Raw genomic sequence first — 18,052 nt, 5'->3', positions numbered from 1 at the left:
AGTAGCCCTCGAGCAGTGGACTGAACCATGGATCTTCATGCAATAGGCTTCATCGTCATTCCCACGTTACAGGGAGGCAGTATAATTTTGTACTGGCAGAGAGCAGAGTTTTACCTCTGAAAACAGGTGGTACCGCGGAATCATCCGTCCTGAGCATATTTTATCCGATATGCCGGGACTTTTTTATTGGAAAAATTTCTCGCGGCAGCCCTTATCTGCTTAACTTTTCACATCATCAAAGGAGGGAACCAATTCATGAAACAGATTTCCGGAAACAAATTGCTTGTAAAAGCCTTAAAAGAAGAAGGCGTTGATGTTCTGTTCGGCTATCCTGGTGCCTGCACCATCGATATCAGCGATGAATTATATAAACAGAGCGGCATTGACATCATCCTGCCACGTCACGAGCAGGCCCTTGTACACGAAGCAGATGCCTATGCCAGAACTACCGGAAAGGTTGGCGTATGTCTCGTTACCAGCGGTCCCGGAGCTACCAACCTTGTTACAGGTCTTGCAACTGCCAACTATGACAGCGTTCCGCTTGTATGCTTTACCGGACAGGTTGCCCGTCACCTCATCGGAAACGATGCGTTCCAGGAGGTTGATATTGTCGGAATCACCAGAAGCATCACAAAATACGGTGTTACCGTCCGCAACCGTGAGGATCTTGGACGTATCATCAAGGAAGCCTTCTATATTGCACGCACCGGACGCCCAGGCCCGGTTCTCATCGACCTTCCAAAGGATGTAATGGCCGAGCTGGGAAGTGCTGAGTATCCGAAGACCGTCAATATCCGTGGCTACAAGCCTAACACCAGCGTGCATATCGGACAGCTGAAGCGTGCCCTCAAAATGCTGCAGAAGGCCAAAAAACCTCTGTTTCTTGCTGGCGGCGGTGTGATCATTTCCCGCGCACAGGAGATTTTTACCCAGGTTGTTGAGAAAACTCAGATCCCGGTTGTCACAACCGTCATGGGACGTGGCGCCATTTCCACAAAGAACCCTCTGTTTATCGGAAATCTCGGTATGCACGGCGCTTATGCCGCAAATATGGCCGTGAATGAATGCGATCTTCTGTTTTCCATCGGAACCCGTTTTAACGACCGTATCACAGGCAAGCTCCATGAATTTGCCCCACATGCACAGATCGTCCACATCGATATTGACACCGCTTCCATTTCCAGAAATATCCATGTAGACATCCCCATCGTTGCCGATGCAAAAGAGGCAATAACAAAAATGAATGAATATGTACAGGACTGTAATACCGGCAAATGGCTGAAGCAGATCCAGGAATGGAAGGAAGAGCATCCTCTTACCATGAAAGACCGTGGTATTATGGGCCCGCTGGATATCATCGGCGAGATCAACCGCCAGTTTGACAAGGCCATTCTTGTTACCGATGTAGGTCAGCATCAGATGCTGGTGAGCCAGTATGCGGACATCACCGAGAACCGTCAGCTGATCATGTCCGGCGGACTTGGAACCATGGGTTACGGCCTTCCAGGTGCTATCGGTGCCAAGATCGGTAATCCGGATACACCGGTCATCTCCGTTTCCGGTGACGGCGGCATGCAGATGAACATTCAGGAGCTGGCTACCGCAGTTCTGGAGGAGCTTCCGATCATCTGCTGTATCTTTAATAATGAATATCTCGGAATGGTCCGCCAGTGGCAGAAGCTTTTCTACGGAAAACGTTACGCCATGACAAATCTGAAGGCCGGTGCACTCTCCCGCCGCACAGACGGTCAGGAATATCCGGAATACACACCGGATTTCATCCGTCTCGCAGAGAGCTATGGGGCAAAGGGTATCCGCGTAACTGAGAAGGATCAGATTGCGGCTGCTTTCGAAGAGGCTAAGAAGAATACAAAAACTCCTACGATCATCGAATTTATCATTGATCCGGAGGAAATGGTTTACCCGATGGTCAAGCCGGGCGGCACCCTGGCTGATCTGATCATGGATTGTTAGGAGGAATGAATGATGGATAAAGGAATGAAAAAAAGATGGATCTCTCTCTACGTTGAAAACCAGGTCGGTGTTCTTTCCAAGATTTCCGGTCTTTTCTCCGGAAAGTCCTATAACCTGGACAGTCTTACAGTTGGAACCACGGAGGACCCAACAGTTTCCAGAATGACCATCGCCACAGTCAGCGATGATGAAACCTTTGAGCAGATCAAAAAACAGCTGAACCGTATGATCGAGGTGATCAAGGTTATTGATTTTACAGACGTGTTCGTTCGAATGAAGGAGATCCTTTACATCAAGGTAAAGGGCTGCTCCCCGGAAGATAAAGTAGAACTTTTCCAGATTGCTGAGACTTTCAAGGCACGTGTCATCGACTATGGAAAAGACAGCCTCCTTCTGGAATTCGTCCAGACCGCAACCAAAAATGACGCGGTCATCAAGCTTATCAAAGAAGAGTTCAAGCATATCGAAGTTGTCCGCGGCGGAAGTGTCGGAATTGAATCTATCAGTATGATGGAGAGATAAAAACTGAATAATACCACAAAATGGAATGGCCGTTCCGCAGTAGCGGAACAGGCATTCCATAGTAGATTAGATTTTACCATTCATAACAATTACTGAACATCCATGTCCTCCCATAGGCTGATATGGACCAAAACATACAAATACTTTCTTCCCCCACACTTTACTTGACAAACTCTGTTTTCTATGATTCTTAAATATATGCACATCTTATTTGCCCTTATCTTAATGGACAATCTGATTTCTTCACTTTGTTTGCAAGTTTCAACAACCCGTTATTTTTACAATAAAACTGCAAATCTCTTACGGTTTGTTTTGATGTAGGTCCAATAACGATAGAGTCGAATAAATCTTCAAAGTCTATTCCTTCTTTTTCACACAATTCTGTTAAATTCAAAATATAGACCTGTCTAATAGTATTAAGTATTTTACATTGAAGATGCTTATCATTTTCATTAACCAAAAGTGGAGAAATCCTTATTTCTTGCTCCGTTGAAAAACTTTCATGCTTATGAAGCATTGCACATAACAACAAATTATCAATCAAACCGTTTAAATTCGAAAAATCGTCCATCTTATCATATTGAATGTAATCTTGTAACAGTTCTTTCATTTTATGTTGCTTGGCACAATAACCATAATATTCTTCATTCATAATGATCTGATTGTAAAAAATAAGCTTAAATAACGTTGCTGTATTAAATACAATCGCTACTCCTTGTCCACCACATGCATACCTATCCCATTGTGCTGCATCATTACGTGCTTTGGATACGCAAAATATATATGGATATTCTTTTTGCAATCTATCTTTGATTTGCCCAAAAACATCATTGGCTTTTTCCTTATTAGCTGAATCAATGCATGCATATACCTCTTTTTCCAGATCGTTTATAAACCCTATTAATTCTTCTCGATCATTCATATGTTCTGCACTGCCAAACCAAATCTCTTTTTCGCCAATAATCCCACATAATGCATTTATATCTGTATAATGCCATAGTGTTTTTCCATACTTTTTTACCGCCCTTTTCACTCGTTCTTCCCTATAGTCATCTCTTCCCATAGAATTTTTTGCCTTGTAATTTACTACTTTTGTATCAAACAATGGATTGAGCTGTTCATCCTCATATCGATCTTGTAAATCCATTTCATGGTCGTACACATCAAGCATGATGGTCGGTTCAAGTGAAAGGTCTTTACCGACCTCTAGTTTATGATGAACGATGCACTTCTTCTCATCGTCCCAGCGTTCGTAGCAGTAATATTTTCCATCTGCTGTAAAATAACAGCCACGGTTAGGATTAAACCCTCTCTTGCGCTTCTTTGTTTCATTGTTCTTCATTGCAGTGTCCTTTCCGTCCGAGTGGAGGACGGTGGGACACAAAAAGAGCCTGTGGTTAAAGATGAACCACAGGCTCTGATTTGCCGAAATAGGCGCACAAAAGCAACGGTGGGTGCATCTTCGCTTCAAACACAGCTTTTATTGCTGTGTTTGGAACTCTTATGCATCCCATCGTCCTAATAGCGCTATTCGGACTAAATGAGATTTGTTTTATTGATTACATTTGAAAGTTACCATATTTGTTTTTTTTGCCCGTTGTAGAAAGTTCTACGGAAAAATGATGTAAAAAAGGCTCTGCGAAATCTAATTACTCCGCAAAGCCCTATAAATTGGCATTAGACTGTTGAAGAAAGTTCTACAAAAAAATTTTCAATTTAAAAAATAGACTGGATTTCTCCAGTCTACTTTTGTTCTTATCTATTATCATTATCTGATGGGTGGTTGATGTATTAAATGTTCATAATGAATCGCTACCAGTTCTGCATAAGTATCAGAATAATCCTCTGCCCAATACAGATGCAGTATTTGGTCATATATGGTATTCTCTTCACCCTTAGCTCCCGGAATCGTCAAGTCCAACGGTCTCCCCGCTAACTGCAACAATCTATTACTTAATCTGAACGGAATATGAATTCCCAAACAACAGGAAACGACATTCTCTTTTGTGAGATTCTTTCCTTTCTTCATATTGCTGACAGTCGTATTATCAAGTCCAGTTACCGACTTAATCGTCCGGAACGATACATTACAAATCTTCTTATCCATCAACGCCGCAAGTGCTTCTCCGAATTCCATGCCATTAATCGCAGCAAGCATCTCTCGCGCAATCTCGTTCACAAGACCAAGGCTCAATTTCTCATCATCCGACAATGCCGAAAGCTCATCATAATAATTGAAGGTCTTGCTTGCCATAGAGCTCGGAAGGGTAATGTAGTGGAGCTCACCCGTCTCTTTATCCATTACAAACTGCAGGAAGCATTCTTCCTCATGTGCTTTGGCATATTCCGTAAAAAACAGTTTTCCCCTATCATCTCGTTCCAGATATTTCTTATTATAAACACAGAGCTTATTATCCACATATGCGAAACAATCGGTATCAACCATGCAGGCAAGGGCCTTACTCTCTGAATACCATTCTTTGAGCTTTGCTTTTTTGACGGATGTTGTGATAGTTTTCCCTTCCATCACTTCATCTGTCAGCACAACTCCCACCGGTTTCGAATTACTGTCGGTTTCCATAGATACCGTTTCGACTTTCGTCTTATGCTTCCTGTCAAATTCATTCTCAGGATATGGATCCTGCCCGCCCGAAAGGAGAAAATACCGCAGATAAGCATCCACTAACATTGCAAGCCTTGACTGGCGGAAATTCTGGTGCTCCACAACAGTAAAAAATTCTGTTGCCTTACTATTATCCACGCTCGCCTTCAGTTCATCAAATTTACCATGTGCCTCTATGGTTTCCTTCGTAACTTTCTTTGCCAGCATTTCGCGCAAGAGCCTCTCATAGCATCCCAGTCTGCGAACCACCCGCTTGATCCTTGCGTTTTCGACCCCCTTCATCAGGTCAGATATATACTCTCGGAAAGATTTACCCGGAATGATTCTTGCATTACCGGCTTGCACATCATGAAGGAAAACCTTTGCATACTTTTGTTCCTCTGCTGACAACATGGAAAATGACTTATGCAAATCAGTCAACGTCTTGTCCAGCGTTTCTTGATCATACTCGCCCTGAATCAGCTTGAGGAACTTTTCAAAACGAGTATTCATATACTCGGCGTCAATCTTTGTCGTGTCATACTCCGTGATATGAATTTTCACATCATACGGAACATCCCCGCCGTGACCTCCGCCACCACCTCCTGCCATCTCCTTATATCTTGCTAATAGGATCAGATATGTTATTTCATCGAATAGCATCTCGATGTCCGTTCCGTCTTCAGCAGAATACACACGCTGTTTCCAGTTGAAGCCCTGTATCTTGGCCGCCTGAAGATAGGTGTCAAATTGATTGAATGCCTTAGCAAACTTCCGTTTCTCGGACTGTTCCTCAGGCAGCTTCTCAAAATCTTTAATGACGGCAGAATCAAATATTTCCTTAATCTCTTCAAATGTCCTATTAAGATTACGCAGATTCCTCGGCAACTTGTCCACGAACAATCCCATAGGAATATTGCCGGAATAAGCCTCTACCGCTGCTTCGATGTTTTTCTCCATCGTATTCGGTCTTCGATAATATTTTATGATACCAAAAGGCTTCTCCGATTCATTGAACAGTCGGTTGGTTCTCGAAAATGCCTGAATCAGATTCTCATACTCCATCACCTTATCCAGATAAAGAGTGTTCACCCATTTTGAATCAAATCCGGTAAGCATCTGATTTACAACAATCAGAATATCTATTTGCTGATCCGGTTCCAATCTTTCATACGGCTTCTTATGTGCAAGCCGCAGGCTCACATCTTTCCTGAACTTGTCATACGTCGGTATTGTAAATGTCTGCCCCAGCCGATCCCGATAATCTTCCAACATCTCCACGATACCGTCTTCCTTATCCAGAGAGCCGGTGCCGCTCTCATTATCAATCGTAGGATCAAACATTGCCGTTATCATCCGATCCGGCATTTCCTTTTTCATCAGCCTCCAATACCGTACCGCTTCAGGGATACTGGATGTAGCAAATATCGCATGGAACTTACCACCACGGCTGTATATAAGCCACTTCTTCTTAATATCCGAAATAACTCCCATTATGTACTCATCCGTCTGGTACTGCTCATTCGGAATGAAATCTTCAATGCCCTTTACCCACTTATCGCCAACCTTCTTCCCGTACATTTTTACCTGGGAAGAGTCCATCCATTTGTAGAAGACCTTCTTTTTCTTTTCGTCCTTCATAACGTCTTCTACCGTTTCGGCCTTGGCTTTTTCCAAGGCTACCTTCTGACGGAGCTCATCATCGTCATATATCTTGACCATATAAGGATCAAAGCCAAGGACATTCTTATCCCGAATGCCATCCGCAAGTGTATATCTGTGGATTTCACTACCGAAAATAGTTGTGGTCGTGCTGTCCTTTTTAATATTAACGTCCTGGATCGGCGTACCGGTAAATCCGAAAATAATAGCATGCTTGAAGGTATCTTTTATAGTCGTTAACATATCACCGAAAGTAGATCTGTGGCATTCGTCGATTATTATGACCAGCCTCTTAGACCTAATCTTTTTAAGGTCAGCATCCTTCAACCCTGCCATATCCTCTGAAATATTGCTGAGTTTCTGGATGGATGTAACGATGAGCGTATTATCCTGATCATCACTTTTCAGCTTCGATATCAGAATGTCTGTATTCTCCGTAGCTTGTACGCTCTCCGTTTCTGTAGCAAATGACCTGTACTCTTTGAGCGACTGGATACCCAGTTCTTTTCTGTCCACAAGAAATATAACCTTATCCGCATCATGCGAACTTGCAATCAGCTGAGCGGACTTGAAACTCGTCATCGTTTTGCCGCTGCCCGTTGTATGCCAGACATGTCCGCCCCTTTGAGTCTCAGGCGTATCTTCTTTCCAGTTCCTCTTTGTTACCCGATCGGCAATGCCGATTGCAGCATAATACTGATAACTTCTCATTACCTTAAGCAGGTTGTCATCTGTATCAGCAATCGTATAGAATCCGATCAACATATGAGCCATAGGAATATTTAGAAGTCCTGCCATAACCTTATCCCACTCATTGATAGGCACATTGTCAAAGTCCGCCCAATGGAAAAAGAACGCCGAATTGAAAACACCATCCTCTCCCGGATTTGCAAAATAGACCGCTTCCTCAGGCTCCATTGCGACGAATACCTGTATCAGAGAAAAGATCCCCCGGAACACACCCTCATGCGAATACTTTATAATTTGGTTATATGCATCGCTTACCGGAATGTCGCTTCTCTTAAGCTCGATATGGATGACAGGCATACCATTGATCAGGAGCATCAGATCCCCTCTTCTGTCATTCAGAATAGGCGATTTCGTATTGAAATGCGGCTGTTGTACAATCTGATATCTGCTTTCACCATATGCGATTTCTTGACGGTCATAAATCTTCAGACTGACTTCTTTTCCAAAGTGCAGTTCATCATCCGGATTGTCTCTGGTAATAGATACACTCCGACCGTTGATAAAGCTGTTCAGCTTCAGTGGTGTCCGCAGATTGATGATCTGTTCCATGATCTGCTGCATCTCGCCATCCGTCAGCGGACACTCATTCAGACAGTTTCTCTGTCTGTTGTTATTGAACAGAATATCCGCCCAATTTTTAAGTAGATCTGCTTCCGATGGATGACGGAGCACCTCTGACTCCCATCCACGCTCTACTAAGACGCCTATGACGGCTTCTTCAAAATCGCTCTCTTTATCAAAGATCACGTCCGACACCTCCCTTTATACAAACATTTTCTCCATGCACGCACTCTTTATATGCTTTATCTTCTCCAGCTCTTCCTTCTCAATTTCGATAAGCCGATCCATCTGACGGAAATATTCACCAATTTGCTGCTGTTCCTCTATTGTCGGCGCAATATAAGCACTCATTTCCAGGAATGCCTTCGGCTTCAATGTCCTAAGCTTCTTGACCGTACCCTCCATACTCCGTGAAATTTCCTTGATAAAGCGCGGATGTCTTACGATACACTCCATAAAGGTTGAATCCTGATCAGTGCAAAAAATCTTGTATATCGGAGATACACATCCCTTGCCCAGAGCATTCCGATGAATCGCACCATATATTACATTCGCCGGATTATAGATAATATCATCATACTCCGTCTTCAGGTACTTTTTATTTTTCTTATCCAAAATCAGAAAATCGCGTTGATTTGTTTTTCTATCTTCCGGTCGTATTACACCTTCCTCAATAGTAAATGAAAGCTGTGGATATTCTTCCGAAATTGTATCTATACAATGACGTTCCCAGAATATTTCTGAAAAATGGCAGTGTCGCCATGGTTTTTTATAACCCATAAATCGCACAGAAGGCACATTCTCATTTCCTTGAGGAAACATTTTATCGAGCATAGCCTTCCTTAAGCTCAGTAATCTTTCGATTTCACGCTTATGATTAACAACAAGCCGATCTAAGTTTTCAAAAAAATCCCCTATTTCAGTCTGTTCATCTACGTTTGGGACAAGAATATTCTGAGCCAAGAACTCTAGAACAACAAGTTCGTTCATCATTGTTCCAGCCTTGGTTGAATTTATTAGGATTTTTCGCATTATTGGTTCATAGTGGATATAGTTTTTCCAGAACGAAACCGGTATAGGCGAAATTGGTCTTAAAGCAGTAAATCTTGGAGACATTATTCCAGTCCCTATATCATTTGCCACAAATCTCCCAAAACGAAATTCCTTGTTCGTATGCCCTTCAAATGCAATATCTCCTTCTCGCAAGACTTTGTAATTTGATAAGGATTTTTCTGAAGCCCCGTTTCCCTCATCCTTAAAAGACATAGAGGCAATAGAAATTGTCCTATCAAATCCAATCAAATCAACATTTCTTTCGTTATTATTTTCATATAAAGAGCCAAGTTTTTTGTATTCCCAGTTTCCTGTAAAACCATCCAGCCTTATTTCTGGTATTTTTTTATCGTCACTCATTATAATTGCCCCCCTAAGATAGCATTGAATTCTTGGAGACCTTCTGCATCAGCTACCCTCTCTGCCTTAAGCATATTAACCATATCAATTAAACAACTCTTTGTACTAATCTTTTCAGTCTGCAGTTCATGAAAAGTAGTGGCATACTTCTTAGCTATATACTCCATTGACGAAATGACTTCAAAAACAATATTAGAAGAAAGCATTTTCAGATTACATATCAATGGTTCAATCCACTTTTGCTCCACAATTTGCAAAGCCTCTTTCTCAGAAAGGCCTTCGATAGTCTCTTTTGTCTTTATATGAAGTGCTTCCCTCTTCTGCTTCAAATCTTTTTTGGTGGCGCTTTCTTCATCAGATAAGCGCAGAGCAGATAATAACTTCCCCTCATACGAATCTTCTGGGAACTCATACTCCATCTTTAGTTGCTGTATTCGACTTGTTAATGACGGCTTCTTGCAAGATCCGTCCTTGTTCTTTTCGATTTTATCCCAGTCCGCATCCATACAGGTTTTGATAAATGCCAGTTGCTCTTTTTTCGGCATGGTCATATACTTGTTCAGAGCGTTAATCTCCTCGCTCTCCACGCCCTGCAATATTTCATCACAGGTCGCTTTCAGTTCCTTGGAAACAAACGCATCATTACTATCATTTAAGAAGCTACCCTGTTTTTCATCCTCATCAAGGGAATCAATAATCTCCGTATACTCCCCAGCAATCTCTGACAAGCGTTCTTCCAAAACTTGTATTGCTTCAACCTCATCTGGCATGAGCATTTCTTGTACAAGTTCAAATGGTAAGATATGCCCCTTCCATCCATCCTGTACTTCCGTCACTTCATCATCGTCATCATTTTTGTTGTTTTTCTTAATGACCATATTGGGATCTACTTGAGTAATAACCTCGAATCCTTCCGTCTGAAGCATCTCAATATCTGCAGATATGATCTCCCAGTATTCAGCAAAAACCTGATAAGCTGCATATCTGTCCGCTAACTTGATGGGATCTATTCTTCGGAAAATATCCTCTGTAATCTTCTCTTTTTCCTTATCTGCGACCACATCCAGCACACCATCTACTAGATCTTCCTGAAGCGTCTCGTAAAAGCCATCGAATGCTTCGATAAATGCGACTCTGTATGCTTCAACTGACTCAAAGGAATCTATCGTGCCATTGATATCCTCTGTTCTTGGCTGAAGGTATCCCTGAGAAGCCTCCTTAAACAGTGCTTCTCTAAGCCCCGGAAACGCATCCCAGTAATCATCAAATTCATCAACTTCACTTACGGGAATACCGCCAAACATTGTCGCACGGATATCCCATTTTTCCGGGTCATCTGTGGAATCTACATATCTCGGAATGTTCAAATTATATTCATTCTCCCTGATCGTTTCCTTAGACACCAAAACCGAATACTTCTCTATAGCTGATCGGTTTTTAACTGCATCCACGATTTTCTTTATATCACACGCTCTCAATTTGTTATTTTTTGTTGCCTTTATAAAACCCTTGGACGCATCAATGATAAGAACATCCGAAGTGGGTCTATTCTTCTTCAGAACCATAATGATTGTCGCAATATTTGTTCCGAAAAAGATATTCTCCGGCAAACCGATAATTGCATCAATACGGTTTTTCTCAATCAGGTTCTCACGGATTTTTGCCTCTTCACCACCACGAAAAAGCACACCGTGAGGAAGGACTATGGTCATGATACCGTCATCTTCTAGGTGATAGAGATCATGGAGCAAGAATGCAAAATCCGCCTTGGCCTTTGGCGCAACGCCAAAATCCTTATATCTTGGATCGAACTCTTTGTCCTTCGGATCCCACTTCTGGGAATAAGGCGGATTGCTGACCACAGCATCCACCCTCACAAGCTCATAAGTAGTCTCTTTCTTGTTCTCTTCAAAGAAAGGCCAGTCGTCTTCCAGCGTATCTCCGTTTCTCACATTGATATTGGCAGGCTTGATTCCTCTCATGACCAAATTCATTCTGGTCAAGTTGAATGTATTCTCTTTCAGTTCCTGCGCATAATAATCAATCTTTCCATCACCGCTAATATATTTTGCCGCTGATCTGCCGATGTTTATTAGCAGCGACCCCGAACCGGATGTAGGATCATATATTTTGATCTGTTTCCTGTCCTTAAGATGCTCCGCTACGATCTCGGACATCAGCACAGATACCTCATGTGGTGTATAGAACTCACCAGCCTTCTTTCCGGCATTTGCCGCAAAGTTGCTGATCAGATATTCATAGATGAAGCCAAGGACATCGTAATCCTGCTTGCCGTCCATTGGAATCTTCTTGATCAGCTTCAGAAGCTTCTTCACTGCCTTAGTCTGCGAACCGGAAGTCTCTCCCAGTTTCGATAACCCCGTCTGAAGGGTATTGAAGATTTTCTCAAATACCTTCTTGTAAACCTCATCGATATTTTGATCGAAGTCGGACAGTGCATCCCTGACATCCTTCACATCAAAATCATTTCCCTTTACCAACCATGTTGAGAACAAATTGTCATAGGCAATGAAATACCCAAGTGTCTCCCGCACGTGCTTCGCATACTTGACGTCCTTTTCGTCAACCTTCTTGATTTCATCTTCACTGAGTTTTTCCTTTTGAAACAGATTCAGCTCACACTCCGACAAATATTTGTAGAAGATGAATCCAAGGATGAAATCCTTATACTCATTAGCCTCTATCTTTGACCGCATCTGATTAGCTGATTCCCAAATCGTTGATGCAAGTTGATGTTTATTCATTATGTTTTCCTCCTGTAGTGCCTATATTTTATAAGTATTATTTATCGGCAGCTCTACCACTACGTGCCCATTCCTCAAGTTCTGAATACTTAAATTTCCACGCCTTGCCGATCTTCATTCTTGGAATATCTTTACCCTTACGAATCCAGTCGCGAATTGTTGCTGGCTTAACACCCAGGAATTCTGCTGCTTCTTTTGTACCTACCCAGTTTTCTCCCACATCCAGTCCGCATTTCTGCTTAATCCGTGCAATATACAGCGAAGAAACCTTAAATCCAGTCTGTTCCAACACATATGCCTTTATCTGCTCATAAGTTGCTTTTCCCTTAAATTCAGCTAGATCCATATCCTCCAACGAGAAATCAACCTTCACTTTCCTGCTGTCGACCATTCCCTTGGAAAGTAAGACAACCGTCTCGACTGTGTTTTCGTTGAGCAACCAAATTGCTTCGCCTTCAAAACCTTCATAATACACTGGAAATGCCAGACCACTAATTCCGATGACGCTCTCACTGTTTTTTATCTGTTTTCTTCTCCAATATTTTTATTGAATTCAGGTAGTCTTCTTCCACCGAGCTGAGTGTTCGCTCTTTATATTTTTTATATTCACCCGTTGCTTTATCAACAGCCTGTTTGTGTGATACACTTCCATTCCCCTGCAAAAGCTGTTCACCGCTCATTGTTAGAATCCGATCCAGATGCTCTGCCCAGTCCCTCATTGTCATAGCCTGTTCCCGTTCTGCCTGACGTTCTGCAAAATCAAGATATCCCGATACCAGCTGTCCCATTGCACGTAATTCTTTTTCAGATAAATAATTCTTTGCAACTACAGCTTCTTTTAATGTTGGTTGATTTCCTTTAAAAGTAGTAAGTCCCATAAATTCTTTTTCTGCATCTGCTCTGTTATAGATTACTTCTGCTGCAGTTTGTCCATGAATTGCGTAGTGAATTTTGTTTTGCACTTTTTTGAAAAATACAATGGATATTTCCGCTTTCGGATCATAATCTATGCTCGTTGCATAAATTTCCAGAACCTGACGATAAAAAACTTTCTCGGATGCACGAATATCACGGATTCTCTCCAACAATTCCTTGAAATATCCACCGCCACCTAGATTTTTCAAACGATCATCATCTAAAGCAAAACCTTTTCTCATGTATTCTTTTAAAATCCCAGTTGCCCAAATTCTGAACTGTGTTCCCCGTTTTGATTTTACACGATAGCCAACAGAAATAACAACATCAAGATTGTAATAGTCTACATTGTAAACTTTTCCATCAGAAGCAGTTGTTGCAAATTTTGCAACAACTGAATCCCGCTGTAATTCACCTTCTATAAATATATTTTTAATATGTCTGGAAATGGTTGATTTATCTCTCTGAAACAATTCTGCCATCTGATCAATGGACAACCAGACGGTATCACCATCAAAAGTAGTTTCAACTTTCGTCAGACCATCCTCTGTCGTATAAATAATCATATCTGCTTTTTCTTTGTCCATAAATTAATTTTCCTCCAAAATCAGATACATTATCAATGTGAACAATTTAAAGAATAGAAATTCAACACAGCCACTATGACAAAATCATTATTCTGCATCTTTACCATTTATAATACGGTAGTAATCATCCATATCCACGCTGAGTTTTACCGTGGTATCTGTTTTTCGGTTGCTCAAGAGGCACACGGTCTCCACATGCGTACAAATTCAAATTATATCCCCACAAAACTATGGATATCTGGACAATATTTTTACAGTACTAATACCGTTCGTGCAACCTTTTCCCACAAAATCATGGATGGTACTAATTTTGCACCATACTAATTGTGCAACAGCCTATGGCACAATTACTTTTTTTCATTACTTCAGTATCATTATCTTCTTCCATCTTTTCCGCTTCTAACGATTGATACTCCTGTTTCAATCCTCGTAATAATTCTTCCTCACTCGACAAGTACAGCTTATAATTTGACACAAAAATCTGCGTCTTATCAAGAGGCTAGTGCTACCGCTTATTGAGAATAATTTCTTGCTTATTAACAAATAACCGAGCATTTATATTCCAACTGTCTTGATAACCTCCAACAATAATTAATATAGGTTCTGGACATTTTAGTTTTTGGTCTTGAGATAAAACTATCATTTGATTTTTATCAATATTACTTGGTGCCGACGATACATTTGGATGATAGTGCCACTCTCCTAAATAATACTGGCCTTGGTCCCATGCCAAGTCTAAAATTCTTTTCAATCCATCTATACCCCTATAAAAAGTACACTTTGAATGTCTAGAATTTTTGGGTGGTGGTGTTATTTGCAAAATGTTGGCTATTGCTTGGTTGGAAGAATAATTTCCAATTAAAATGCCCCCTGTTTCATAAGGATTAGAAATAGCACAATAATAAAGCATTTGTTCATAAGCCTTTGTGTCGAACTTTACACTATATGATTGATTCTTATCTTGAAAAAGCAAATTATCCATTCTCTCTTTTCTCCACCACCTCATAGCTTTCAAATATCCCATCGCTCTCTTTTTGCTCGTAAATGAGTGAAAGCGTCTTTTGAGATTTTGATATAATGTAATTTTCAATTACCTTCACGGAAGTTGCAGCAGCAATCCAAATATCATCACTTCTTCCAGGAAAAGTCGGATGCCAGCAACCAATTCCATTCCTTGGCAAGTCGTAATCATCATATAAGACTTTTTCTGCCTGTAGGTACGGGGAAATCAAATTATAAAAAGCATTAAAATTAAAAGTGTTACCATTCATCAGTGTAACATATAATCGTTTTGCACCCAATCCAACAGAGACTGAAGCTATAATATGGGTTCTCTTAAAATTAGTTCTTTGAAGAATATCAAGTACATTATTTTCCCCAGTACAATCAACAATAACATCATATCTATCCAAATCAATATTTGTTTTAAAAGAGTCATCATTTGAAAGAGTATCATTTATAACTTTAACATTTGCGTGTGGATTTAGGGAGTTAAGATAATTACATACCGATAATTCTTTAAATTCACCAATATTATTTAGATTTAAGATATGGCGGGATAAGTTCCCGACTTCAAATATATCTGAATCTGCAATAGTAATATTATACACTCCTGCTCTTACAAATATTTCTGCGATTGATGCTCCAATGCAACCTGCTCCAATGAGCAATATTCTTTTTCTTAGTAACAGGTCGCTCATTTTACCTCGTTGAGATATTTCGTGTTGGTTCCAATTTTCTGAAACAATCCAATCCAATTTTGCATTTTTAGTGAATACCTCACATCTATCACGCATCCACCATCCCTGTTGATTATTTCTGAATCCTTTTGCTGTCCTTTTGCCATATGATACAGTCGGTAAATACAGAGCTTTCCAAGAAATTATCTCGGGGTCTCCACCAAAAATTCGGGGAACAGGGAAACCAATTAAAAGCAAATGCCGTTTTCCGTCCCGAATTTTTGAGACAATATTTTGAAGGATACACTTTATATTAATATGTTGTTTTTCACAGGCAACTAACAATTCGCCAAATGTTTCTGGTGCTTGCCACTCATTAACAACTGGGATCTGATTCATAAGTATCCACGGGGCAATGATTGGAGGTGATATAGTTGTTTTTGAAAGATATTTTCCCCATTCTGTATAATGCTGGATGTTGTTACTTAGCGATTTAAACACCTTAACATAGTATACAAATGGTTTACTTTTATACACATCTAATTCTGCTATTCCATACCGACATTCGACACTCTCCCATTGCATGAAGGTAACCACATCTTCCGAGAAAGCAAACTGCATTTCTAAAATATTGCTCATAGAAAATTCGGGCAGTTCAAATGGCTCGCTTTCTGTAACTAATTTTTCTTTTGCCGCTAGCTCTAGCCAACAAATTGCTCGTTTTGCATGATACAACAAGCGTTCATCTACACTATATGGTTCCGATTGATAATTAGGTATTGTATTCACCTCAAGGCATAATACTCCTTTTCTCCACAATCCGTTTCTTTCAATTTTGGAGTTGTTAGCTTGATGATACAATGTAACCTTTATACTGTTTTCGACGTCTGGATATACTTTAATTTTTCCCTTTGGGTATTCGGATCCAACAACGAAAAACCATTGAGATTTCTGGGGGAAATATGGTGTTTCACATTCAATCACAATACTTAAGTGTAAATACCAAACATTTAATTCATTATCAAATTGCCACTCATCCATTATCTCAACTTGAGATAATGAATCTAAAGCCCTTCGAGCCTGATTTAATTTATCAAGGATTTGTTTTGACTCCATCTATGCAAATCTTCCTTCTGGAATGGCTGCCGATTTTTCAGTACGGGTTGTAAATCCCGTTGAAGAATTAGATTTTGATGGCTTTGGAGCTGGTGGAAATTCATTACCAAATAGCTCTCTCCATTTGCAAACACTATCATATAATTCTTCACAATCAAAAGCTTCACGAGCTATTTTAGCAGCATCACAAACCGTATCGTAGAAATCAGAATATTCTTCATCTGTAATTCGTGCAAAAACATCATGTTCAGGAACGCCTCTATCAGCTAAAAAAGGTTTATTAGTGTATTGGGAAACGATATTTTCAAGAGTTAATACAACACCTTCGGCAACACTTTTAATATCATCTGGACAACAATCACCAATAAAATGTTCCAACGGATAACTCTTGGGATGTTTCATATCTGGATATTGTGTTTTGCGCCACCACTTCAATGCCTTAACAACATTTATATAGTGGGTATTGCAATTCTTGTTTTTTTCAACCGTCCATCGAATTTGCTCAAGTGGATGTGTTTTATCCCATTTTTCCGCTTCACGGTCAGGAATTAGCAACGGTTCGGATTTCCATTGAGGTTCGTTATCTGATTTATAAAATATGTTATATGCACTTTTAAGTAAGTCATTATTGAACGATTTTGTAAGTAACTTTTGTTGGAAATCTTCAATTGTATATTCCGAAATAATCGCCTCATCTTGAAGTACTCTTGTTTCGCTTTCACCAGGTGCAGAAGTAGGTACGATATCCAAATCAACATAACTTAAACTTATACCAATTGACCTGCCTTGAATTCTATATTTGTCTTTATAATGTTTTTCTAAAAATGGAACAAATAAATCCAAAGCCTCCTCTGGTGTAAACTCTTCAGAGTCTAATTTCGTTACAACAATTACATCGACATCTGATTTATTGCCGTTTTTGGGTTTTACTGCTGTGGAACGTCGGTAACTTCCCTGTAAGAAAGTACTAATAATAATCTTTGATAATGTTTCATCTTCCTCTAATCTCCTTCTTAATGTCGTATGCCCTGTTTTCAAATCCTTCACTTGATTGTCAGACAAACGAATATTAGATAGAAAATCTTTAAAATATGACGGTACAGTAGACATAAATAATCCTCCCTATATAGTCAAGTCTTTTTTCCTTGAAAATCAAGGATTTTTTAGTGTTTCATCAATAAATATCTCAGAAGAAGGAGCCATAGGAATGGACATTTCTCTGTATCTGGTACGAAAATAGTGGATTTTGGGTGCACGAAGTAAAACGTCTTCTTATTTCGTTTTACATGGCCTTGTGTGTACCCATCCATCTACGGCAGCGAACCTCCCATGTCTACCAGGATCATCAGTCTATGCCGAGTCCTAACTTCTCTCGTCCCGCCTGTCCATAACCAGGGTGTCAGCTCAGCTCCTTTACAGGGTCATGCCCTCTGGAATATATTCCTGCCGACTACTGGCTCATTCTTTGTTTGTTGTATTACTGACTTCTTTCCTGTAACAGCACCT

General features: G+C 40.4%; 11 protein-coding genes and 1 other annotated feature (1 of these 12 only partly in view). Of the genes, 2 read left to right on the top strand and 9 right to left on the bottom strand.

Annotated features, from left to right (window positions below):
* Positions 1–155, top strand: a binding site (T-box leader) (it extends 87 nt beyond the left edge of the window).
* Positions 156–255: 100 nt separating this feature from the next.
* Together ilvB and ilvN are read left to right on the top strand one after the other, a co-directional pair.
* Positions 256–1,974, top strand: coding sequence for a biosynthetic-type acetolactate synthase large subunit (gene ilvB, locus V9W66_RS13320; RefSeq protein ID WP_015526064.1), 1,719 nt, complete (start codon positions 256–258; stop codon positions 1,972–1,974).
* A gap of 12 nt (positions 1,975–1,986) precedes the next feature.
* Positions 1,987–2,496, top strand: coding sequence for an acetolactate synthase small subunit (ilvN, locus tag V9W66_RS13315; RefSeq protein ID WP_015526065.1), 510 nt, complete (start codon positions 1,987–1,989; stop codon positions 2,494–2,496).
* A 217-nt stretch (positions 2,497–2,713) separates the two neighbouring features.
* Here the strand turns inward: ilvN and V9W66_RS13310 are convergent, their stop codons facing one another.
* From V9W66_RS13310 to V9W66_RS13270, 9 genes are all read right to left on the bottom strand, one after another.
* Complete coding sequence (locus tag V9W66_RS13310) at positions 2,714–3,838, bottom strand: DUF2971 domain-containing protein (protein WP_144096217.1); 1,125 nt, start codon at positions 3,836–3,838, stop codon at positions 2,714–2,716.
* A gap of 426 nt (positions 3,839–4,264) precedes the next feature.
* The gene (locus V9W66_RS13305; protein ID WP_144100397.1) at positions 4,265–8,257 is read right to left on the bottom strand and encodes a type I restriction endonuclease subunit R, EcoR124 family; all 3,993 of its coding nucleotides are present in this window, start codon (positions 8,255–8,257) and stop codon (positions 4,265–4,267) included.
* Between the two features lie 15 nt (positions 8,258–8,272).
* Entirely contained in the window at positions 8,273–9,484 is a 1,212-nt protein-coding gene (locus V9W66_RS13300; RefSeq protein WP_144096221.1) for a restriction endonuclease subunit S, read from the bottom strand.
* A complete protein-coding gene (locus tag V9W66_RS13295) occupies positions 9,484–12,249 on the bottom strand; it encodes a type I restriction-modification system subunit M (RefSeq protein ID WP_144096224.1) in 2,766 nt (921 codons plus the stop codon). Before V9W66_RS13295 ends, V9W66_RS13300 begins: the two co-directional genes overlap by 1 nt.
* A gap of 37 nt (positions 12,250–12,286) precedes the next feature.
* Positions 12,287–12,724, bottom strand: coding sequence for a helix-turn-helix domain-containing protein (locus V9W66_RS13290; protein ID WP_330575472.1), 438 nt, complete (start codon positions 12,722–12,724; stop codon positions 12,287–12,289).
* A 34-nt stretch (positions 12,725–12,758) separates the two neighbouring features.
* A complete protein-coding gene (locus V9W66_RS13285; RefSeq protein ID WP_144096226.1) occupies positions 12,759–13,751 on the bottom strand; it encodes a virulence RhuM family protein in 993 nt (330 codons plus the stop codon).
* 505 nt (positions 13,752–14,256) lie between these two features.
* Complete coding sequence (locus tag V9W66_RS13280) at positions 14,257–14,733, bottom strand: Mov34/MPN/PAD-1 family protein (RefSeq protein ID WP_207705799.1); 477 nt, start codon at positions 14,731–14,733, stop codon at positions 14,257–14,259.
* Positions 14,726–16,546, bottom strand: coding sequence for a ThiF family adenylyltransferase (locus V9W66_RS13275; RefSeq protein ID WP_144096228.1), 1,821 nt, complete (start codon positions 16,544–16,546; stop codon positions 14,726–14,728). Before V9W66_RS13275 ends, V9W66_RS13280 begins: the two co-directional genes overlap by 8 nt.
* The gene (locus V9W66_RS13270) at positions 16,547–17,656 is read right to left on the bottom strand and encodes an SMODS domain-containing nucleotidyltransferase (RefSeq protein ID WP_144100399.1); all 1,110 of its coding nucleotides are present in this window, start codon (positions 17,654–17,656) and stop codon (positions 16,547–16,549) included.
* Positions 17,657–18,052 lie beyond the last annotated feature (396 nt).

This window comes from Blautia massiliensis (ex Durand et al. 2017), from assembly GCF_051861785.1.
Lineage (GTDB): Bacteria > Bacillota > Clostridia > Lachnospirales > Lachnospiraceae > Blautia_A > Blautia_A luti_A.
This window is presented reverse-complemented; position numbering and strand designations above follow the sequence as displayed.